Source organism: Marinicauda pacifica, assembly GCF_004793635.1.
Classification (GTDB): Bacteria; Pseudomonadota; Alphaproteobacteria; order Caulobacterales; family Maricaulaceae; genus Marinicauda; species Marinicauda pacifica.
In genome coordinates, this window is sequence record NZ_SRXV01000001.1 from 550352 (window position 1) to 570894 (window position 20543).

The window sequence follows — 20543 nt, forward strand, 5'->3', positions numbered from 1 at the left end:
TGAACAAATCAGAAGGTCCGCGACAGGCGCAGATTGATCGTGCGGTCTTCGCCCGGGAAGCAATCGCCACGCGCCAGGCACGCTGCGTAATAGTCCTCGTCGAAGACATTGCGCACGTTCAGCGCAACGGACCATTGTTCGAAATCATAGGCCGCCAGCAGATCGAACAGAGTGTAGGAGTCGGTCGTGATCGTGACCTGGCTCCCATCAACGACGCTGACGCCGTTGCTTTCGCTTTCGCCGACATAGCGCACGCCCGCACCCAGACGCACGTTCTCGAGAACGGCCGGACGAAGCGTCGCCCAGACCGAGGCCTGTTCTTCGGGCACTGAAGCAAGGGGCAGGCCGTTCGGATCTTCGGTATCGAGCGTGCTGGCATTGGCTTCCAGGGTCAGATCGCCCAGACCGGTGTCGAAGCCGGTCAGGAACTCGAACTCAAGACCTTGAATGTTGGCAACGCCTTCCTGTTGCGACGGGGCATTCGGCAGACCGAACGGGTTGCTGAGATTGGACTGTTCGATATCGAACCAGGCTAGCGTCATGTAGGTGCGAAGGCCGGGCTGGTATTTCAGGCCCACCTCGATCTGCTCGCCTTCACGCGGCTTCAGCGCGTCCCCGGTCACGGCATCGGTACCGATTACCGGTTCGAAGCTCTGGGCAAAGCTGACATAGGGCGAGAGGCCGTTGTCGAAAGCGTAGAGCGCGCCGACGGCAAACGTGGTCGCGTCGTCGCTCTGGGTCACCGCACCGTTGTCGTTTTCGACATCATCGAAGCGAACACCGGCGTTGAACTTGAAGCGGCCGATGTCGATCTGGTCGTTCAGGTAGAAGCCGAGATACTCGTCGGTGCTTTCGGAGCTTCCGCGAACCGCGTCGAGCTCGGCCGCGGTGGGCACGCCGACGCCATAGACCGGATCGAACGCATTGATCGTGCCCTGGACCAGGAAGGCCGTCGAACCGGTCAGTTCGATCGACTGGTGGTTCACGCCGGCCAGGACTTCGTGCTCGATCCCGCCCGTCGTGAACTCGGCGCGCACGCGGGCGTCCACGGCGAATTGCCTGGACGTGGCCGCGTCGTCATACCAGCTGCGGAAACCATTGCCGTTCGCGTCGATACGCGGCGCGCCGGCGCCGGCGAACGTGATCCAGCTCTGGGCATAGTCGCTCTCGCCTTCGCGCCAGCGTGCGGTGCCTTCCAGCGTGAAGATGTCGTTGAGAACATGCGAGCCCAGAAGGGTCACTGCGGTGGATTCGGTGTCGTAGTGATTGAAGCCGGGTTCGCCGTGGTAGGTCGAGCTCTCGATGCGCTGGCCGCTGGCAGAGTCGAACAGCGTACCGGTAAGCGGCAGGAACTGCGCGGCCACGTCACCATCACGCTCATCGTAATTGACCAGGAGGGTGAGGCTCGTCTCTTCGGTCGGCTGCCAGGTGAGCGACGGGGCGAGGGAGACCGAATCGTCGGTGACGTAGTCCACCTGGGTGTCGGAGTCGCGATAGAGCGCGACCAGGCGTGCGAATACGTCATTGCCCAGCGCTACGTTCAGATCCGTCGCGGCCTGCGCGCGGTCATGCGTGCCGTAGGACAGGACGAACTCGCTCTCCATGCCGGCGCCGGCAATCTTCGAGACTGTGTTGACCAGACCGCCCGGGGATCCCTGACCGTACAGCACCGAGGCCGGGCCCTTGAGCACTTCGACCTGCTCGAGGGTGTAAATCTCAGGGCGCGTATTGTTGTAGTTGCCGAAGAGCGACTGAAGGTTGTCGCGATATTCCGGGGCGCTGAGCCCGCGTACGGCATAAAAGTCGCCGCGGGTGGAGAAACCATACTGATCGCCGATCACGCCGGAGGTGTAGTTGAGCACATCATCGAGCGTCAGCGCGCCCTTGGACAGGAACATGTCTTCGGTCTCGATGGAGACCGAGCGCGCGGTCTCCAGGATCGGCGTATCCGACTTGGTGGCGCCGAAGGTGGTCATCTGACCGGTCACGCGAATGATGTCATTCACGCTGGCCTCATCGGTCTGTTGGGCCAGAGCGGGGGAGGCGGCGGCCAGGGTCAGCGTGGAGGAGGCAAGCAGCAGGCGGGAGAAGGTCATCGATAGTCCCCAAAAAACTCTTGGAAGAATGAAGTTGAGGGCGTGCTAATGCGAGCGATTAGCAAAATCAATGAGAATTATTCGCAATTGTGCAGCGCGTTGGTCCGTGCGCTGTCTTTGCAACGAAAAGCGCCACCGGCGGTGACCGGTGGCGCCTCGTTTTGCACTCACGCACCCTGACTAGCTGTCCTGATCCAGACGGCGGTCGAAGAAGCGGAAGATCGTCGTCCACATATGGGTTTGAAGGGCCGGCGGACGCACGCCGTGGCGCTGGCCGGGATAGGTCATGATCTCGAAATCGGCATTCTGTTCCTGCAGCGCCGCGAACATCCGGGTCGAATGGTCAAACGTGACGTTGTCGTCGGCCATGCCGTGGATGATGAGGGTGGGGGTCGCGTAATTCTCCACATGGGCAAAGGCGGCGCCTTGCTCGTACCCGGCCGGGTTGGCAGCGGGGGTGTCCATGTAGCGCTCGGTATAGTGCGTATCGTAGAGCGACCAGTCGGTAACCGGCGCCCCGGAGACCGCCGCATCGAACGCGCCGGGCGCCTGGAGCGTGGTCATCAGGGTCATGTAGCCGCCATAAGACCAGCCCCACAGGCCGACTCGATCTGGATCGACGAAGTCGCGGCTTTCGAGAAATTCCAGACCGGCAAGCTGGTCCTCGACTTCGATGCTGCCCATGCGGTCGTGCAGAGCGGCTTCGAACTCATGACCGCGATTCCAGCTGCCACGATTGTCGACTCTGAACAGGACATAGCCGCGATCGGCGAAGAGCTGGTCGCGCGCGCCCGTCCAGGCACGCGTTACTCTCTGGACGTGGGGTCCGCCATAGACCTCCACGATGGCGGGGCAGGGCGCCTCGCCCGTGCAATGGTCCGGCTTGATCATCGACCAGTAGAGCTCGGTTTCGCCATCCGCGGCCATGACGGTACCGAACTCCGGCGTGACATGGCTCTCGACATAGGGGGCGTAGGGATGATCGGCATTCAGCGCGTTTTCCTCGATCCACGCGATGTGAGTGCCGTCCATTTCGTAGAGGCCGGTGCGCGGCGGGGTGTCGGTGTCCGAATAGGCGCCGATGAAGGCCGCCCCGCCATCGCCCAGCGTCGCACGCCACACGCCCTCGCCAGAGGTGACCCGCGTTATCTCGCCACCCTCGATCGAAACCGCGTATAGGTGACGCTCAAGCGGGGAGGCGCGCCAGCCTTCGAAATAGACCGTTTGGCCATCTTCGGAGAGGCCGGCCAGCTCGTCCACAACTCCGGTTCCGACCGTGATCGCCGAGACCTCACCGTCTTCGCTGACGCGATAGACCTGCCGATAGCCCGTACGCTCGCTCGTCCACAGAAAACCGCCATCGTCGAGTGCGGTGAAATCGTCGGTCAGATTGACCCAGGTCGGAGCGCGCTCGGTCAGAAAGACCTCGCTTGTCCCGGTCTGCGGGTCGACAGCCAGGACATCAAGTTCTGTCTGTTCCCGGTTCTGCCGCTGGACATAGACGCGCTCTCCCGACGCGCTCCAGTTGACCCGCGCCAGATAGATGTCGCTCTCATCTCCCAGATCGACCTGGGTACGTTCACCGCTCTCCACATCGAAAATCCAGAGCTCGATCTCGACATTGTCGGTGCCCGCGCGCGGATAGCGCTGCTCGCTGACCGACACGCCCTCGGCCGAAATGCCAAAGCGCGGCACGATCTGGACCGGGGTCTCGTCGATCCGGGCAACCGCGATCTTCGACCCGTCCGGGCTCCACCAATAGCCGGTGTAGCGGTTCATTTCTTCCTGGGCGACGAACTCGGCGACGCCCCAGCTGACCGGGCCTTCGCCCTCTTCGGTCAGGGCACGCTCCTCGCCGGTTTCCAGATTGTGCAGCCAGAGATTCTGATCGCGGATGAACGAGACATATTCTCCTTCGGGCCCGACCTTGAAGTCGGTCTCGAACGTCTCGGTCTCCATCAGGCGGCGCGCATCGCCGCTCTCGACATCGACGTAGAAGACGTCGCCGTCCAGCGGGACCAGAACCGCCTCTCCGCTCTCGTCCCAGTCATAGCTGACCACGCCGCTTTCAGAGATGCGGGCGCGCTCACGGTACTGGATTTCGGCCTCGGACAGTTCCCGCTCCTCTGGCGCCAGGGCGCGCGCATCGACCAGGCGGTAAGTGCGCCCGTCGGCGACGTCCATCGCCCACAGGTCGAGGACCGTCCGGTCTTCCTCCTTCGGCCGCAGAAAGGTGACGCGCGATCCATCCGGCGAGAATTTCAGCGAGCGCGGCGTCGCGCCATCCAGCGATGGCGAAGCAAAGACCCGCTCGATCGTGAGGTCCGGGCCTGGGGTCTCATCACTCTGTGCGGCAGCGAGGCCGGGGAGAATGAGGCAGGGCAGCGTCGCGGCGAGAAGTCGGCGCATGGAGCGGTCTCCTGGGACAATCGAAAACAGGATCTCCTTGGTAGCCGAGCCCGGCGAGGCGGGCAAATCCACCGACGCTGGCCCGAAGAGAAACTCCGGCGGGAACGCGAGGCGGCACGTCGGCCGCGGCGTCGCTGAGCCCTCCGTCTGGACGCCTTTCCATGCCTGTGTGCATTGCCGCAGGCGCGTGTCTCCGCTATGAGAGCGACCAAATTCCCAACATGCCCCATGAAGGAGCGCTGACGGCCCATGTCGTCCTATCAATACGTCTACCACATGGACAATCTGGCCAAGACCTATCCCGGCGGGAAGCAGGTCTTTTCCGGCATTTCGCTGCACTTCCTGCCCGACGCCAAGATCGGCGTTGTCGGGGTTAATGGCGCCGGTAAGTCCTCCCTCCTGCGCATCATGGCCGGACAGGATCAGGACTTCACCGGCGAAGCCTGGGCGGAGAAGGGCGTTCGCGTCGGCTATTTGCCCCAGGAACCCCAGCTCGATCCGGAAAAGACGGTCTGGGAGAACGTCATCGAGGGCAGCGAAGACAAGAAGATCTACGACGCCTACAACGCGATCGCCATGAAGCTCGCCGAGGATTATTCCGACGAGCTGATGGAAGAGATGACCGCTCTGCAGGAGCAGGTCGATGCGCGCGACGCGTGGGACATCGATTCCAAGATCGAGATGGCGATGGACGCGCTGCGCTGCCCGCCGCCGGAAGCCGACGTCACGACGCTGTCGGGCGGTGAGCGCCGCCGCGTCGCGATCTGCCGCCTGCTTCTGTCCAAGCCGCACATCCTGCTGCTTGACGAACCGACCAACCACCTCGACGCGGAATCGGTCGCCTGGCTCCAGCATCACCTGGAAAACTATGACGGCGCCGTGCTGATCGTGACGCACGACCGTTACTTCCTGGACTCCATCACCACCTGGACGCTCGAACTCGATCGCGGCCAGGGCGTTCCCTACCAGGGCGGGTATTCGGACTGGCTGGAGCAGAAGACCAAGCGCCTGGCCCAGGAATCGCGCGAGGAAAGCGCCAAGCAGCGTGCCCTGTCGCGCGAGCTGGACTGGATCCGCTCCTCGCCCAAGGCTCGCCAAGCCAAGTCAAAAGCGCGTATCAAGTCCTATGAGGAGATGCGCGACCGGGCGGACAAGGAAAAGATTTCCACCGCCACGATCCGCATCCCCCCGGGTCCGCGCCTGGGCGGCAACGTGGTCGAATTCGACCATGTGACCAAGGCGTTCGGCGACAAGCTTCTGATCCAGGACCTGGACTTCAAGCTGCCCCCGGGCGGCGTGGTCGGCGTGATCGGTCCCAACGGCGCCGGCAAGACGACGCTGTTCAAGATGATCACCGGCGAGGAGCAGCCCGACGAGGGCAATGTCACCCTCGGCGAGACGGTCAAGCTGGGTTATGTCGACCAGAGCCGCGACGCGCTGGATGGCACGAAGAATGTCTGGGAAGAGATTTCCGGCGGCAATGACGTGCTCAACCTGGGCGGTCACGAAGTGCCGAGCCGGGCCTATGTCGGCGCCTTCAACTTCAAGGGCGGCGACCAGCAGAAGAAGGTCTCCGTCCTCTCGGGCGGTGAGCGCAACCGCGTCCACCTGGCCAAGATGCTCAAGGAGGGCGGCAATCTGCTCCTCCTCGACGAACCGACCAACGATCTCGATGTTGAAACGCTCTCAGCACTCGAAGCGGCGCTTGAGGATTTCCCCGGCTGCGCCGTGGTGATCTCGCACGACCGTTTCTTCCTGGACCGGATCGCCACGCACATCCTCGCCTTTGAGGGCGATTCCCACGTGGAATGGTTCGAAGGCAGCTTCTCCGACTATGTCGAAGACAAGAAGCGGCGCCTGGGCACCGACGCGGAGATCCCGCACCGGATCAAGTTCCAGAAGTTCGCGCGGTAATTGGCTGGAAGTTCAGCGAAAATCGAAACCCCGGCGAAGCAGCGCCGGGGTTTCTTTTTGTCCGATGTTTGAGGGCGGGCCGGAATTTCGCCGCGGTTACTCGCTCCCGTCGTCGCCGCGTTCCCTTGGCTCGACCAGCTTCACCGCGAGGATGGAGAGTCCATAGAGGCCGAGCATGGCGATGCCGAGGAATATCTGGCTGATCGGATCCGGCGGCGTGACGAAGGCGGCGAAGGCCGCGATGCCCACGACCGCAAACTTCCACCACTGGATGAGCTGCTTGGACGTGATGATGCCCACCTTGCCGAGCAGGGAGAGCAGGACGGGAAGCTGGAAGCTGATCCCGAATGCCAGGATGAGCGTGGTGACAAGGTTGAGATACTCGCTGACACGCGTCAGCAGCTGGATCTGTGCGCGTCCTTCGCCTGCCGCCTGTTCCTGGCCCAGGGCGAAGCTCATGATGAAGGGCAGGATGAAATAGTAGACGAAGGCCATGCCGACCGCGAACAGGACCGGGGAGGCAATGAGGAAGGGTGCGAAGGCCAGGCGCTCATTTTTGTAAAGCCCCGGTCGCACGAAGGCCCAGACCTGGTAGGCGATCACCGGAAAGGCGACGATGATGGCGCCGAACAGGGCGAGTTTCAGCTTCACGAAGAAGAATTCGAGCGGGGCGGTGAAGATGAGCTGGAGTTCCAGATCGTCGCCGCGCAGGCGCCGGGAGGCATCCTCGAACGGTACCAGCAGGATGTTGTAGATCGTCTCGGCGAGGAAGAAGCAGGCGCCGAACCCGATTGCCACGGCGATCAGGGTCACGATGAGCCGGCCGCGCAGCTCGATCAGGTGGTCCATCAACGGCGCGCGCGACGCTTCGATATCGTCTTCAGGCGTATCAGTCATGAGGCGTCATTGCCTGAAGCGGTCTTTCGGTCTTCCCGCTGGTCGAGGGGCAGCATCTGCTCGGTATCCTCTGCCACCGCCCGATCGACCGCGTCCCCGTCAGTAGTTGAGGGCGGGGGCGCATCCGCGCCGGGATCGCTCTTGGGCACCTTGCGGGCCGTACCCCCGAACGTGCCGGTGCGCGGGTGAGGCCGGTCGACCTTCAGGTCGCGCAACTCGTTTTCGGCCGCCTTGATCTCCCGGCTCACATCGCCGACCGGGTTCGAGTTCTTGAGCGCCTGGATTTCCTTGCGCAGCTCTTCCATCTCCGCCTCGCGGCCAAGCTCTTCGAAGCTGCGTTGGAAATCGCGCGCCATCGAGCGCAGTTGCGCGATCGCGCGGCCCAGCTTGCGCATCATCAAGGGAAGGTCGCGCGGGCCGACGACGACCAGCGCGAGAATGAAGATGACCAGGAGTTCCGGCGCGCCGATACCCGGGTTCATGGCGCTCGCCCCCGTTTCGCGGTGTTAGGAGTTCGAACTGCGCTCGCGCGTCCGCTCGGACTCCGGCGCCTCACCGTCGCGATCGAGCCGGGTGGTGTCGGAGGCGGGAGTATCGCTCTCGTCCTCATCCTTCAGCCCCTTGCGGAACGCGGTGATTCCTTTGGCGAAATCGCCCATCAGCGAGGAAATCTTGCCCCGGCCGCCGAATAGCAGGAGGAGCAGGATCGCCACGATGAGCAAGCCGGTCCAATGCGGCGCCATCTACGCTCTCCCATGGTTGAGACACTCTTCTCGAACTCATCACTAGAGGATATTCTCGTTCCGGTCCAACAGACCCCGCAGACGAGCGCCCGAACAGGCGTGCGTTGCGGTGGACGCAGCCGGTGCCCGGCGCTATCACGCAGGCGAGAACCCGCCCGCGCGCCAGAGGCCTTGAATTTCCATGCACGACATCCGTTTCATCCGCGAAAACCCCGATGCTTTCGATGCGGCAATGGCCGCACGCGGGCTTGAGCCCCAGGCCGCTCGCCTGATCGAGCTGGACCGGGAGCGCCGCGAGGCCACCTCCGCCCGTCAGGAGCTGGAAACCGAGCGGAATACCAAATCGAAACTGATCGGTCAGGCCAAGGCCAAGGGCGACGAGGACGAATTCAACCGCCTGCGCACCGAGGTCGACACCCTCAAGGCCCGCATGGAAGAGGCCGACGAGGCTGCCCGTAAGGGTGACGAACTTCTCAACCAGCATCTTGCGGCCCTGCCCAACATGCCGCTGGAAGACGTGCCGGCCGGCAAGGACGAGGAGTCCAACGAGGAGGTGCGCGGCTGGGGCGATCCGCGCGACTTCTCGTTCGAACCCAAGGACCACGTCGCCCTGGGCGAAGGGCTGAACGGGCTCGATTTTGAAAAAGCCGCCGCGATGTCCGGGGCCCGCTTCGCCATCCTGTCCGGGGGACTGGCCCGGCTGGAACGCGCACTGGCGGCGTTCATGCTGGACATCCACACGCAGGAGCACGGCTATCTTGAGGTGAGCCCGCCCTATCTGGTGCGCGACGAAGCACTGTTCGGGACTGGGCAGCTGCCAAAATTCTCCGAAGATCTCTTCAAGGCTGACGATCGCTGGCTGATCCCGACCGCCGAAGTGCCGCTGACCAACATGGTGCGCGACGCGGTGCATGGCGAAGCCGGCTTCCCGATGCGCCTGACCGCGCACACGCCGTGCTTCCGGTCCGAAGCGGGCTCCGCCGGGCGCGACACGCGCGGCCTGATCCGCATGCACCAGTTCGACAAGGTTGAGATGGTTTCCATCGCAAAGCCCGAAGACAGCGAGGAGGAGCTGGAGCGGATGACGGCGTGCGCCGAGGAAATCCTGCGCCGGCTTGAGCTGCCTTACCGCGTGATGCTTCTGTGCACCGGCGACATGGGGTTTGCCGCCTGCAGGACCTACGATCTGGAAATCTGGGTGCCGACCCAGCAGACCTACCGCGAAATTTCCTCCTGCTCCAACTGCGGAGATTTCCAGGCGCGCCGGATGAATGCGCGCTTCAAGCGGGAGGGCGAGAAGAAGCCGGAATTCCTGCACACGCTGAACGGCTCCGGCGTCGCGGTCGGCCGGGCCATGGTCGGCATTCTGGAAAACCACCAGAACGAGGACGGCTCGATTGCCATACCCCAGGCGCTGCGCCCCTATATGGGCGGGCTTGAGGTGCTGAGCGCGTCATGAGTTCCTTTCTGGGCGACAATCCGCGCATCCTGATCACCAATGACGATGGCGTCCGGGCCCCGGGCCTGAAGGTGCTGCACGAAATTGCGTGCTCGATCTCCGACGATGTCTGGGTGGTGGCCCCAGCCGAGGAGCAGTCGGGCATGAGCCGGGCGCTGACCTTGAACATGCCACTGCGCGTGCGCGAGGTGGAAGAGCGCTGGTTTGCGGTCACCGGTACGCCGTCCGACTGCGTGCTGATGGGTGTGCAGGACATTGTGACAGGCAAGGAGCCTGACCTGATCCTGTCCGGCGTCAATCGCGGCCAAAATATTGCCGAGGACGTCACGGTCTCCGGGACGGTGGCCGGCGCGATGCAGGGTCTCACGCTGGGCATTCCCTCGATCGCTTTCTCCCAGGCCTACGGGTTTGCTGGCCGGGCGGCGATCAAGTGGGAGACCGCGCGCGCCTTCGGTCCCGAAGTGCTCAGGCGCCTTCTGGAGGCGCGCTGGAGCGAGAACGTGATCATGAATGTCAACTTCCCAGACCGCGATCCGCAGGATGTCGGCGAACTGGAAGTGACTGTGCAGGGACGGCGCGACCAGCATAACCTGCATGCCGAACAGCGCGAGGATCTGCGCGGTCAGGCCTATTACTGGCTTGGTTTTCAAGGAAAACTCTCCGACCCGGCGGTGGGTACCGATCTACGCGCTGTCTATGAGGGGCGTATTTCGGTTACGCCGCTGCACATCGATCTCACCCACCACGAAACGCGTGACCGTTTGAGCGAGGCGCTGGACAGCGCAATTTCTCCGGTCTCCGGCACTCAAGCCGATGCGAGCCAGCGCGATGGCTGACGCCCACGATCCAAGATCGATCCAGCTGGTCATGGCGCTGCGCCGGGCCGGCATTACGGACAAGGCGGTGCTCTCGGCAATGGAGCGCACACCGCGCAATGTCTTTGTGGCTGAAGGGTTTCTGGATCAGGCTTACGAGAACCGGCCCCTTCCCATCGATTGCGGCCAGACGATTTCCCAGCCCTATATCGTGGCGATGATGACCGAAGCGCTGAAGGTCGATGACCGGTGCAAGGTGCTCGAAATCGGCACGGGGTCGGGCTACCAGGCCGCTATCCTGGCGCGCCTCTCACGCCGTGTGTACACGATCGAACGCTATCGCACGTTGATGAAGGCTGCGGAGGAGCGGTTCGCCGCCCAGCGTCTGACCAATATCGTGACGCGGATCGGCGACGGGTCGAAAGGCTGGCCCGAGCAGGCTCCCTTCGATCGCATCATGGTCACTGCGGCTGCGCCGGAGCGTCCCGAAACGCTTCTCGACCAGCTCAAGGATGGTGGCATTTGCGTCGCCCCCGTCCAGAACGGCCCGGTCCAGACCCTGATGCGCTATCAGCGCGACGGCGACGCGGTCCAAGAGACGACGCTGGGCGACGTGCGTTTCGTGCCCCTGGTCGCGGGCGCCGCGAAGGCTCTGTAAGCGCGCCTGTTTTCATGGCATGGTCAAGAGATTGGCGACGGCGCGCGGCGCTCCCGTGCGTCTGATTTTCGCCGCTATGCAAGAGCCCGTAACCACGGGCAGGAGGAAATCCATGTCTGTTCGCATGATCATTTCTACTGCATCGATCGCTACCCTGATGGCTGGCGTGTCCGCGTGTGCTTCGACCGCGACGGTCGACGAAGGCGAGATCGCGCAAGCCACAGAGGGCTATGTCCGCACCGGAGAGACACGTACCTGCCTTAATCCGCGCCTGATCGACACGATCGACCCGGTGACCGACAGCGCGTGGCGTATCGAAATGAACGACGGCACGATGTACCTCAACATCGTGGGTGGCGGTTGCAACAATGCGTCGAGCGATTTCACCTATCTGCAATATGAGACCCCGACGGGCCAGCTGTGCCGCGGCGAGATCGTCCAGGTGGTCGACAGCAATGGCGGGATGTTCGCCGGCTCGTGCGGCCTGTCCGAGTTCGAGCGTCTCGAACCGGTGGCCGGGGCAGAGTAACTAACGCCTGATTAACGCTATCGGCAGACAATGATCCCATTCTGCCGTGTTAATCATGGAGCTGCCTGAATGGGCCAGCGCGCCTGCGCCTTGCGAGTTACGACCGCTCTTGCTGCCGCGCTGACCGTGCTGGCCGGGTGCAGCTCGTCCCCGCGCGGGCCGGCCGATGTGGTCTACCGCATTGGCGATGGACAGGCGTCGGCCGGTGCCTCGCGGCCATGCGGCTCCAGCTATACCGTGCGGGCCGGCGACACGCTGAGCGCAATTGCGCAGCGCTGCGGCGTGTCCTTCGGCGAACTTGCCTCGGAAAACGGCCTTGCCGCTCCCTACACGATCTCGCCGGGCCAGACCCTGCGAGTGCCGGGACCATCGACCTATGTGGTCCAGCGCGGTCAAAATCTCTATCGCATTGCTCTGGCGCACGGCATGAGCGTGGAGGCGCTCGCGGCGCTTAACGGACTGAACGCCCCCTATACCATCTATCCAGGCCAGGAATTGAGGGTACGCGGCGAGGCCCGTCAGCCGGTTTCAACTCCGTCTGTGGCAAGGCCAGACCGCGAGGTCCGCCTTGAGGAAGCCCCGCCGCGCCGTCCTGCATCTCCGCCACCGCCTCCTCCGCCGCCCGCCGCGGACGCTCCTGACTTCTCCTGGCCGTTGCGCGGCGAAGTCTTGTCGCGTTTCGGCCCGCAAGAGGGCGGGGGACGCAAAGATGGCTGGACGATCGCGGCGCGCGTCGGCGCGCCGGTGCAGGCGGCCGCGGCCGGCGAAGTGGTCTATGCCGGAAACGAGCTTCAGGGTTATGGCAATCTTGTCCTGATCCGCCATGGCGGCAATTGGGTTACCGCCTACGCGCACAACAGCCGTCTGCTCGTTGCCGTGGGTGACGAGGTCAGGAGCGGGGCCCAGATCGCGGAGGCCGGGGCAACCGGCAATGCCGAGCGCGTCCAGCTCTATTTCGAAATCCGCCGAGGCGTGACGCCGGTCGACCCTGCCGACTATCTTCGCTGAGATTGCACGGGCTGATTCGACGCGGCCGCTCTTGTTGCAACGCGGCTGCGCGCCGATATAGTCCCGCGACTCGCGTGAACCCTCATTATCGGCAAGGACTGTACTGATGTTTTTTGACGCCGACTTCGTGACTATCGCCACGGCGGCCCCCGGCGGGGCTGGCGGAATTGGCGGGCTGGTGATCCAGCTTGCGCCCTTCCTCCTGATTTTCGTGGTGTTTTACTTCCTGCTCATCCGTCCGCAGCAGCAGCGCATGAAGAAGCACCGTGAGATGGTGGAAAACCTGCGCCGCGGCGACGAAGTCGTTACTGCCGGCGGCATGATCGGCAAGGTCACCCGGATCGCCGAAACCGAAGTGACGGTCGAGCTCGCCGAGGGCGTGCGCGTGAAGGTGATCAAGCACACGATTTCCGAAGTGCGTGCGCGGACCGAACCTTCGAAGCCGGCTGCGGCGAACGAAGACGAGGACGAGCGCGCCTGAACGGCGCTTTGACGACTAATCTCGCAGGAGCGTCATGCTTTATTTTGCGCCTTGGAAGATCGCCCTCATTGTCGGTGCGATCGTGGTCGGTGTGCTGTTCAGCGTACCGAACTTCGTTCCCGAATCCGTCCGGCTGGAACAGACCAGTTCCGAGGGCGAAGCGCCCGAGCCCAAAGGTATCTGGACGATACTGCCGCACCAGACCGTCAATCTTGGTCTCGACTTGCGCGGCGGGTCTCACATCGTCTTTGAAGTCGATATGGAAGAGGTGCGCGAAGAGCGCCTGACCAACCTGGCCGAGGATGTGCGCAACACGCTGCGCACCAGCCCGCCTATCTTTTCGGCGCGTCCGGCGGTCGTCGGCGAAGAAGTCGTCGTGCGTCTGTCCGATGCCGAAGACATGGACGCGGCCATGGCGCGCCTGCGGGATCTCAACGAGCCGGTCACGACGACCGGTGGCGGGCAGGGCATGGCCCAGACGCTCGACATCTCGCGCGGCGAGGACGGCCAGACGATCCGGCTCTCGGTGACCGATGCCGCGTTCGAAGCGATTCAGCAACGCACCGTCAGCCAGTCGATCAACGTGATCCGCCGGCGCATCGACTCCACCGGCACGACCGAGCCGACCATTGCCCGCCAGGGCGATGACCGGGTACTGGTCCAGGTGCCTGGCGAGAGTAATCCTCAACGGATCATCGATCTGGTTGGAACGGCGGCCCGTCTGACCTTTCACATGGTCGAGAGCGATGTGGACATCGGTCCGGCCGGCGAAGCGCGGACACCGCCGGGCGTGATGGTGCTGCCCTATCCCGGCGCCGCCGAGTTCGGCGCGAGCCCCTACATCGCCGTGCAGCGCCGCGCGCTGATCACCGGCGACCAGCTGGTCGATTCAAGCCAGCAATTCCAGGACGGCCAGGTCGTTGTGGCCTTCCGCTTCAACACATCCGGCGCAACCGCGTTCGGCGAGGCAACCTCGCAGAATGTCGGGCGCCGCTTTGCCGTGGTTCTTGACGGTGAGGTGATCTCGGCGCCGCGCATCAACAGCCCGATCCTGGGCGGCTCCGGCATCATCGAGGGCGGCTTCACCGTCCAGTCGGCGAGCGATCTCGCCAACATGCTCAATGCGGGCGCGCTTCCCGCCTCGCTGACCCCGGTCGAGCTGCGCACCGTGGGACCCGGGCTGGGGCAGGACTCCATCGAGGCCGGTCAGACCGCTGTCCTCATCGGCTTTGCCCTGGTCATCCTCTTCATGCTGGCCGCCTACGGCTCGTTCGGTGTCGTCTCGACGGTTGCGCTTCTCGTCAACGTCGTGCTGATCCTGGGCGCACTGTCAGGCCTTCAGGCGACGCTGACCCTGCCGGGTATCGGAGGGATCATCCTGACCATCGGCATGGCCGTGGATGCCAACGTGCTCATCTTCGAACGCATACGCGAGGAATACCGCAACGGGCGCACCGTGGTGAACGCCGTCGAGATTGGCTATGACCGCGCGTTTGCCGCGATTTTGGATGCCAACGTGACGACCTTTATCGCCGCTTCGGTGCTGTACATGATGGGGGCCGGCCCGGTTCGCGGCTTCGCCGTGACGCTGGGTATCGGCATCCTGACATCGGTATTTACCGCCTTCACCTTCTCACGCTTGCTGATCGCGGTCTGGCTGCGGCGCTCGCGTCCCAAGACGCTGGCGATGTAAGGGGAAAGACAGATCATGAAACTCGCGCTCGTCCGCTTCATCCCCACCGAATCCAGCTTCGACTTCATCCGGCTGCGCTGGGCCGCCTTCGCGGTATCCGCCGCGCTCATGCTCGGCTCGCTCGCGGCCTTCTTTGTCGTGGGACTGAATTTCGGCATCGATTTTCGCGGCGGTACGCTGATCGAGGTGCAGACCCAGGAGCCGGCCGATCTGGGCACTATCCGCTCCACGATGGAGGAAATCGGCATCTCGGCGGTCAATGTTCAGAGCTTCGGCTCGGACACCGAAGTACTCATCACCGTCGGCACGATGTCGCCGGAAGCGGTGATGGCCATGCCCGGTGTCGAAGAAACCGGGATCGACGAGGAACAGGCTCAGCAGGTCGTGCGGAGCCAGATCCAGGCCGCGCTGTCAGACCAGTTTGAGGGTATCGAATATCGCCGCCTCGAAGTCGTGGGCCCGCAGGTCTCCGGTGAGTTGGTGGTGGCCGGGACCACCGCGGTTATCGCCGCGCTCTTCCTGATGCTGCTCTACATCTGGTTCCGGTTCGAATGGCAGTATTCGGTCGGCGCCGTTCTGGCGCTGATCCACGACGTTATCGCGACGATCGGCTTCTTTGCGGTCACCCAGCTCGAATTCAACCTCTCGACCATCGCCGCGATCCTGACCATTGTCGGTTACTCGATGAACGACACCGTCGTCGTCTATGACCGCATCCGGGAAAAATTCCGCAAGTTCAAGACGCTCCCCACAGAGGAGGTCCTGAACAAGGCGATCAACAAGACGCTGTCGCGCACCGTGTTGACCTCCGGCACGACGCTCGTTGCGCTCATAGCGATGGCTCTGATCGGAGGCGCGGCTCTCCAGGGGTTCGCGCTCGCGCTGATCTGGGGCGTCGTGATCGGGACGTATTCGTCGGTTTTCGTGGCGGCTCCACTCCTGACCCTGACCGGGGTCAAGCGTACCAGCGACGAGGATGAGGAAGCCTAGGCCCATGGCACAACGCCAACGTCATGCTGATGCACCGCTGGCCATCGATGCCTTCGGTGAGGGCGGGTTTCGCATAGCCGGCGACCGGCACGAGGGCTCGATCAAGCTCTTCGCCGGTCAGGCGCTGGCCTGGCCCATGCCCAGTGGCGCAGACGCAAAGAGTCTCACGGCTGATGACTTTGCCGTATTCGTCGAGGCGCAGACGCGTCCGGACGTTGTCGTTCTCGGGGTCGGGGCGCGCATGCGCCATCCGGCGCCGGAAGTGCGCAAGCTGTTTCGCGATTCGGGCATAGGGCTGGAGGTGGCGGACACGCCCACCGCCTGCCGCATCTACAACATCATTGCAGGCGAAGCGCGCCGCGTGGGCGCGGCGCTGATCGCGGTCTAGCCGTCGCCCCTCTCGGGAAGGGCTTCGAACGCCAGCGCGCGGAAGATGCCGCGTGCGCCGGTGGTCTCGCCGGTCGTGGGCCCCGGTTGCTCCTGCGCCAGGATGAGCCCGACGAGATTGGTGGACGGACTGACGAAGAAGTCGGTGTCGAAATACCCGCCCCACCCGAAATCACCGGCATGGCCGGGCACGCCCTCCGGCGCATCGGCGACATAGACGCCGAAGCCATATCCATAGCCGAGATTGATCGCCGACATGCCGTCCGGCATGCGCTCGCCCTGTACGTGCGGCGTTACCATCGTTGCCACGGTGTCCGCTTCCAGCAGCCGCACATCGCCAAGCGCTCCTCCTCCGGCCAGCATCTGGCCGAAGCGGATGTAATCGTTGGCGGTCGAAAACAGGCCGGCTCCTCCTGCCTCCACTTCGGCGTTGCGGATAAGGTCCTGTTCGACGGACAGAGCAGTCAGCGAGCCATCGTCGCCATGAGTGTAGAGCGTGGCCAGGCGCGGTTCGATCTCTTCGTTGAGGAAGAAGCTGGTGTCGTCCATGCCCAGCGGGGTGAAGATGTTGGCGTCCATGAAAGCCTCCAGACGCTGTCCTGACGCGACTTCCACTACCCGGCCCAGCACGTCGTTGGCGTAGGAATAGAACCATCGCTCGCCCGGCTGGAAGTAGAGCGGCAGGCCGGCAAGAGCCTCGATACGCTCGGCAAGGCTGCCCTCCATCGCGTAGATGTCCTGATCGATATAGAGCGCGCCGAGATTGGTTTCGTAGTCGAAGACATAGCCAATGCCGGATGTGTGCGTGAGCAGGTCCTCGATCGTGATGGGGCGGGCAAGGGGCTCGGTGGGGATTTCATAGGTGCCGTCAACCTGCAGTGAAGTGGCCACTTCGGTCTCAGCGAAGGCGGGGATGTAGTCGGACACCGGATCTTCCAGCGAAATCGCTCCGTCCTCGACGAGCATCATGATGGCCACTGCCGTGACCGGTTTGGTCATGGAGGCGATGCGTACGACCGTGTCGGCATCCATCGGCCGGCCGGTTTCGATGTCGGCGTAGCCGGCCTCGCTGACATGAAGAATTTCGGTATCGTCGGCCAGGATTGCGACGAAGCCCGAACGGTCCCCGCTGGCCGCCAGGGCATCGAGCCGGGCGTCGAAGCCAGCAAGCGCATCGGGATCGAGACGCGGCGCGGCGGGCGTCTCCGCCTGCTCTCCAGGGCTTTCCTGCAAGCGATCCTGCTGGGTGCAGGCCGTGAGAAGCAGCGGTGTGGCCACAATGGCGGCCAGCCAGGCGCGTGTCGACATGAGATCCCCCTAAATGAAAACGGTCGCGGCTAGCTTGCCGCGACCGTCTCCAAGGTCAATCTCTAATGCGAAACAGGTCAGGCTTTCTTGAGATTCTCGTTCGCGAAATCCCAGTTGACCAGCTTGTCTAGGAAGGCGCCGATATAGTCGGGGCGCTTGTTCTGATAATCGAGATAATAGGCGTGTTCCCAGACGTCCATTGTCAGGATCGGATGGGCGCCTTCTTCAGTGAGCGGCAGCTCGGCATTCGGCGTCTTGCGCACTTCCAGCTTGCCGTTCTTGACGACGAGCCATGCCCAGCCCGAGCCGAACTGGCCGGCACCGGCGGCTTTGAACTCGTCGGCGAACTTGTCGTAGGAGCCGAAATCGCGATCGATCGCATCGGCAACCTCGCCCGTCGGCTTGCCACCGCCATTCGGGCTCATCGAATTCCAGTAGAAGGTGTGGTTCCAGATCTGGGCCGCGTTGTTGAACACGCCCATGTTCTTGGTGGCCCACGATTTCCGGATCACATCGACCAAATCCTGGCCTTCCAGCTCGGTACCCTTGATCGCATCATTGGCCTTGTCGACATAGGCCTTGTGGTGTTTGCCGTGGTGGAATTCCAGCGTGTCGGAGGAGATGTGGGGCGCCAGGGCGTCCTTGGAATAGGGAAGGTCAGGCAGCGAAAAAGCCATCTTGAATGTCTCCTTTATCGACAGATGTAATTGACCAACGCAGAACACCCCGTTCGGGTTGGCCTTTTTCAATTCAAATTTCATATGGGGCGTCATACAGCCCTGTCCACCGTGGAGACCCACAATTCGTGACCGACTTCGACGCGCTTCTTGCCACGGACGACCCCGACCGGCGCCTGGCGGCGCTGTTTGCGCCAGCTGAGCCGCGCGGGCGCCTGTACGCACTCTATGCCTTCTACCATGAAATCGCGCGCATCCCCGATGCGGTCAGCGAGCCCATGATCGGGGAGATGCGTCTGCAGTGGTCACGCGACGCGGTCGAGGATCTGTTTGCCGATCCGCCCAAGGTGCGCCGGCACGATATCTACGAAGCCCTGAGCGAGCTGCGCCTGGCACCGGGCGGCCCGGACCGGGAAACGCTGATCACGCTGATCGAAGCACGCAATGCCGATCTGGGTGCGGGTCCGTTCCCGACCCGCACCGACCGGCTGGACTATGTCGACCGGACCGCCGTCGCGCTGATGCAGGCTGCGGTCCGGCTGCTGGACCCCGAGCTCGACCTCTCCGGCGAAGCCGGAACCGCCGTTCAAGCGGCAGGACGGCTATGGGGCCTGACCGGACTCATTCGGGCACTGCCCGCGCTCGCGTCGGCCGGACGTCCGCCCTTCGCTGCGGACGAGCTTGCCGCGCAGGGCCTCACGGAGATCGACCTGACACGCGGCCGCAAGCCGGAAACGGTCAAGGCGGCCATGTCCGGCCTGTTCACCGAAGCGCGCACGCAGGCAATGACCTTGTCGCAGACACGCCAGGCGCTGCCAGCCGCGGTCTTCCCGGCGGTCGGCTATGCCGGCCTTGCGCGCGGCTATTTGCGGACGGCAGAGAGAGCTGGCGATCCCTACCGCGAACCGGTCGACCGCCCGCTCTTCCAGCGCCAGTGGCGCCTCATGTGGGGATCGCTCACCGGGCGGGTTTAGCTACTCCGCGGCCTCCGCCCGGCGGTCCAGCCAGGCGTCGATGTCGGCGAGGGCGCGGGCCGACTGGGCCATCTTCTTGGCGTTGCTTTTGGCCTTGCCGCGAATCCGCTTGCCCTCGGCGTCGGTCTTCGGCGCCTCGATATCGGGGAAGAGGCCGAAATTGACATTCATCGGCTGGAAAGCGCCTTTCTTGCCAGGCACATGGCCGGTCGTGATGTGGGTGAGCAAAGCACCCAGCGCCGTCGTTGGCGGGGGCGGGGTGACCGGCAGTCCGAGCTTTTCCGCGGCCGCAAAACGGCCCGCGAGCAATCCCATGGACGCGCTTTCCACATAGCCTTCGACGCCGGTGATCTGGCCGGCAAACCGCAAGGAAGGCCGGGCCTTGAGGCGCATCATACCGTCCAGAACCCGCGGGGAATGCAGGAAGGTGTTGCGGTGAATGCCGCCGAGACGGGCAAACCGGGCCTCTTCCAGACCCGGGATCATCTTGAAAATGTCGGTCTGGACGCCGTATTTCATCTTGGTCTGGAAGCCGACCATGTTGAATAGCGAGCCCAGCGCATTGTCCTGGCGCAGCTGCACCACCGCATAGGGCTTCACGTCCGGATCATGCGCATTCGTCAGGCCGCGCGGCTTCATGGGGCCATGGCGCAGCGTTTCGCGCCCGCGCTCGGCCATCACCTCGATCGGCAGGCAGGCATCGAAATAGGGCGTGTCCTTTTCCCACTCCTTGAACTCGGTCTTTTCCGCGGCCAGCAACGCGTCGATGAAGGCCTCGTACTGGTCCTTGTCCATCGGACAATTGATGTAGGCCGCCTTGTCTTCCTCGGTGTCACCCTTGTCGTAGCGCGACTGTTTCCACGCCACGTCCATGTTGATGGAGTCCGCATAGAGGATGGGCGCAATCGCGTCGAAAAAGGCCAGTTCGCCTTCACCTGTGAGGGCGTGGACGGCCTCGCCGAGCGCGGGAGAGGTGAGGGGGCCGGTCGCGACGATCACGCTGTCCCAGCTCTCCGGCGGGAGCCCGGCAATCTCCTCGCGCACGATCTCGATATTGGGGTGGGCCTCGATGGCCGCGGTGACGGCCTGGGCGAAGGCTTCCCGGTCCACGGCGAGCGCACCGCCGGCGGGCACCTGGTGGCGATCGCCCATCGCCATGATGAGCGAGTTGGCGCGGCGCATCTCTTCGTGCAGCAGGCCGACCGCATTCGTGGAGGCGTCGTCGGAGCGGAAAGAGTTGGAGCAGACGAGCTCGGCCAGGCTATCGGTCTGGTGGGCCTCGGTCTTGCGTACCGGGCGCATTTCGTGAAGCACGACACGCGCGCCCGCCTCGGCGGCCTGCCAGGCTGCTTCGCAACCGGCCATGCCGCCGCCGACGATATGAATGGGGGTGGTGTGGGTCATGGCGCGGATATAGGCGATTTGAAGCGGCGGTGAAATGGGGGAGGTGAGGTGACCCGCGCCGGACCGGATGCCGCACCCGGCTTGGCCGGACGGTCCAATCG

The 20543-nt window shown here is 63.7% G+C and carries 19 protein-coding genes; 11 read left to right on the top strand and 8 right to left on the bottom strand.

Annotated features, from left to right (window positions below; all coding sequences use genetic code 11):
* Positions 1-8: 8 nt before the first annotated feature.
* Both E5162_RS02750 and E5162_RS02755 read right to left on the bottom strand, forming a co-directional pair.
* On the bottom strand, positions 9-2096 hold the full coding sequence (locus tag E5162_RS02750) for a TonB-dependent siderophore receptor (RefSeq protein ID WP_135943409.1): 2088 nt from the start codon (positions 2094-2096) through the stop codon (positions 9-11).
* Positions 2097-2276: 180 nt separating this feature from the next.
* The gene (locus tag E5162_RS02755; protein ID WP_135943410.1) at positions 2277-4505 is read right to left on the bottom strand and encodes a S9 family peptidase; all 2229 of its coding nucleotides are present in this window, start codon (positions 4503-4505) and stop codon (positions 2277-2279) included.
* Positions 4506-4754: 249 nt separating this feature from the next.
* Here E5162_RS02755 and ettA point away from each other — a divergent pair, with 249 nt between their 5' ends.
* The gene (gene ettA / locus E5162_RS02760; RefSeq protein ID WP_135943411.1) at positions 4755-6419 is read left to right on the top strand and encodes an energy-dependent translational throttle protein EttA; all 1665 of its coding nucleotides are present in this window, start codon (positions 4755-4757) and stop codon (positions 6417-6419) included.
* Between the two features lie 96 nt (positions 6420-6515).
* On the opposite strand, the gene tatC is transcribed toward ettA, so the two are convergent.
* Genes tatC through E5162_RS02775 form a run of 3 tightly spaced genes read right to left on the bottom strand, consistent with a single transcriptional unit; the run spans position 6516 to position 8059 of the window.
* Complete coding sequence (tatC, locus tag E5162_RS02765) at positions 6516-7316, bottom strand: twin-arginine translocase subunit TatC (protein ID WP_135943412.1); 801 nt, start codon at positions 7314-7316, stop codon at positions 6516-6518.
* Positions 7313-7798, bottom strand: a complete 486-nt coding sequence (gene tatB / locus E5162_RS02770; RefSeq protein WP_135943413.1) for a Sec-independent protein translocase protein TatB — start codon at positions 7796-7798, stop codon at positions 7313-7315. The genes tatC and tatB overlap by 4 nt, the downstream gene beginning before the upstream one ends.
* Before the next feature lie 24 nt (positions 7799-7822).
* Positions 7823-8059: a twin-arginine translocase TatA/TatE family subunit gene (locus tag E5162_RS02775; protein WP_135943414.1), complete on the bottom strand. Its 237-nt coding sequence runs from the start codon at positions 8057-8059 to the stop codon at positions 7823-7825.
* Positions 8060-8240: 181 nt separating this feature from the next.
* Here E5162_RS02775 and serS point away from each other — a divergent pair, with 181 nt between their 5' ends.
* From serS to E5162_RS02820, 9 genes are all read left to right on the top strand, one after another.
* Positions 8241-9518, top strand: coding sequence for a serine--tRNA ligase (gene serS, locus E5162_RS02780; protein ID WP_135943415.1), 1278 nt, complete (start codon positions 8241-8243; stop codon positions 9516-9518).
* Complete coding sequence (surE, locus tag E5162_RS02785) at positions 9515-10354, top strand: 5'/3'-nucleotidase SurE (RefSeq protein WP_135943416.1); 840 nt, start codon at positions 9515-9517, stop codon at positions 10352-10354. Before serS ends, surE begins: the two co-directional genes overlap by 4 nt.
* Positions 10347-10991, top strand: coding sequence for a protein-L-isoaspartate(D-aspartate) O-methyltransferase (locus tag E5162_RS02790; protein ID WP_135943417.1), 645 nt, complete (start codon positions 10347-10349; stop codon positions 10989-10991). Before surE ends, E5162_RS02790 begins: the two co-directional genes overlap by 8 nt.
* Before the next feature lie 112 nt (positions 10992-11103).
* Positions 11104-11520, top strand: a complete 417-nt coding sequence (locus E5162_RS02795) for a hypothetical protein (protein WP_135943418.1) — start codon at positions 11104-11106, stop codon at positions 11518-11520.
* Positions 11521-11589: 69 nt separating this feature from the next.
* Positions 11590-12528, top strand: coding sequence for a M23 family metallopeptidase (locus E5162_RS02800; protein WP_135943419.1), 939 nt, complete (start codon positions 11590-11592; stop codon positions 12526-12528).
* Positions 12529-12634: 106 nt separating this feature from the next.
* The gene (gene yajC / locus E5162_RS02805; protein WP_135943420.1) at positions 12635-13009 is read left to right on the top strand and encodes a preprotein translocase subunit YajC; all 375 of its coding nucleotides are present in this window, start codon (positions 12635-12637) and stop codon (positions 13007-13009) included.
* A 34-nt stretch (positions 13010-13043) separates the two neighbouring features.
* Positions 13044-14702 carry a protein translocase subunit SecD gene (gene secD / locus E5162_RS02810; RefSeq protein WP_135943421.1) on the top strand — a complete coding sequence of 553 codons (1659 nt, stop codon included), beginning with the start codon at positions 13044-13046 and terminating at the stop codon, positions 14700-14702.
* A 15-nt stretch (positions 14703-14717) separates the two neighbouring features.
* Positions 14718-15692, top strand: a complete 975-nt coding sequence (gene secF, locus E5162_RS02815; protein WP_135943422.1) for a protein translocase subunit SecF — start codon at positions 14718-14720, stop codon at positions 15690-15692.
* 4 nt (positions 15693-15696) lie between these two features.
* A complete protein-coding gene (locus E5162_RS02820; protein ID WP_233342129.1) occupies positions 15697-16080 on the top strand; it encodes an Mth938-like domain-containing protein in 384 nt (127 codons plus the stop codon).
* On the opposite strand, the gene E5162_RS02825 is transcribed toward E5162_RS02820, so the two are convergent.
* Together E5162_RS02825 and E5162_RS02830 are read right to left on the bottom strand one after the other, a co-directional pair.
* Positions 16077-17387, bottom strand: coding sequence for a serine hydrolase domain-containing protein (locus tag E5162_RS02825; protein ID WP_135943424.1), 1311 nt, complete (start codon positions 17385-17387; stop codon positions 16077-16079). The genes E5162_RS02820 and E5162_RS02825 overlap by 4 nt on opposite strands.
* Before the next feature lie 77 nt (positions 17388-17464).
* Positions 17465-18064: a superoxide dismutase gene (locus E5162_RS02830; RefSeq protein WP_135943425.1), complete on the bottom strand. Its 600-nt coding sequence runs from the start codon at positions 18062-18064 to the stop codon at positions 17465-17467.
* 128 nt (positions 18065-18192) lie between these two features.
* On the opposite strand from E5162_RS02830, the gene E5162_RS02835 reads away from it, so the two are divergent.
* Positions 18193-19038: a phytoene/squalene synthase family protein gene (locus E5162_RS02835; protein ID WP_135943426.1), complete on the top strand. Its 846-nt coding sequence runs from the start codon at positions 18193-18195 to the stop codon at positions 19036-19038.
* On the opposite strand, the gene trmFO is transcribed toward E5162_RS02835, so the two are convergent.
* Positions 19039-20442, bottom strand: a complete 1404-nt coding sequence (trmFO, locus tag E5162_RS02840; protein ID WP_135943427.1) for a methylenetetrahydrofolate--tRNA-(uracil(54)-C(5))-methyltransferase (FADH(2)-oxidizing) TrmFO — start codon at positions 20440-20442, stop codon at positions 19039-19041.
* Between the last annotated feature and the right edge of the window lie 101 nt (positions 20443-20543).

Bases quoted from the DNA above. Each gene is read 5' to 3' on its own strand.
- secD (WP_135943421.1), top strand. From the start codon at position 13,044: ATGCTTTATTTTGCGCCTTGGAAGATCGCCCTCATTGTCGGTGCGATC.
- E5162_RS02775 (WP_135943414.1), bottom strand. From the start codon at position 8,059: ATGGCGCCGCATTGGACCGGCTTGCTCATCGTGGCGATCCTGCTCCTC.
- tatB (WP_135943413.1), bottom strand. From the start codon at position 7,798: ATGAACCCGGGTATCGGCGCGCCGGAACTCCTGGTCATCTTCATTCTC.
- E5162_RS02820 (WP_233342129.1), top strand. From the start codon at position 15,697: ATGGCACAACGCCAACGTCATGCTGATGCACCGCTGGCCATCGATGCC.
- tatC (WP_135943412.1), bottom strand. From the start codon at position 7,316: ATGACTGATACGCCTGAAGACGATATCGAAGCGTCGCGCGCGCCGTTG.
- E5162_RS02790 (WP_135943417.1), top strand. From the start codon at position 10,347: ATGGCTGACGCCCACGATCCAAGATCGATCCAGCTGGTCATGGCGCTG.
- secF (WP_135943422.1), top strand. From the start codon at position 14,718: ATGAAACTCGCGCTCGTCCGCTTCATCCCCACCGAATCCAGCTTCGAC.
- E5162_RS02795 (WP_135943418.1), top strand. From the start codon at position 11,104: ATGTCTGTTCGCATGATCATTTCTACTGCATCGATCGCTACCCTGATG.
- E5162_RS02750 (WP_135943409.1), bottom strand. From the start codon at position 2,096: ATGACCTTCTCCCGCCTGCTGCTTGCCTCCTCCACGCTGACCCTGGCC.
- ettA (WP_135943411.1), top strand. From the start codon at position 4,755: ATGTCGTCCTATCAATACGTCTACCACATGGACAATCTGGCCAAGACC.
- E5162_RS02825 (WP_135943424.1), bottom strand. From the start codon at position 17,387: ATGTCGACACGCGCCTGGCTGGCCGCCATTGTGGCCACACCGCTGCTT.
- E5162_RS02830 (WP_135943425.1), bottom strand. From the start codon at position 18,064: ATGGCTTTTTCGCTGCCTGACCTTCCCTATTCCAAGGACGCCCTGGCG.
- serS (WP_135943415.1), top strand. From the start codon at position 8,241: ATGCACGACATCCGTTTCATCCGCGAAAACCCCGATGCTTTCGATGCG.
- surE (WP_135943416.1), top strand. From the start codon at position 9,515: ATGAGTTCCTTTCTGGGCGACAATCCGCGCATCCTGATCACCAATGAC.
- E5162_RS02800 (WP_135943419.1), top strand. From the start codon at position 11,590: ATGGGCCAGCGCGCCTGCGCCTTGCGAGTTACGACCGCTCTTGCTGCC.
- E5162_RS02755 (WP_135943410.1), bottom strand. From the start codon at position 4,505: ATGCGCCGACTTCTCGCCGCGACGCTGCCCTGCCTCATTCTCCCCGGC.
- yajC (WP_135943420.1), top strand. From the start codon at position 12,635: ATGTTTTTTGACGCCGACTTCGTGACTATCGCCACGGCGGCCCCCGGC.
- trmFO (WP_135943427.1), bottom strand. From the start codon at position 20,442: ATGACCCACACCACCCCCATTCATATCGTCGGCGGCGGCATGGCCGGT.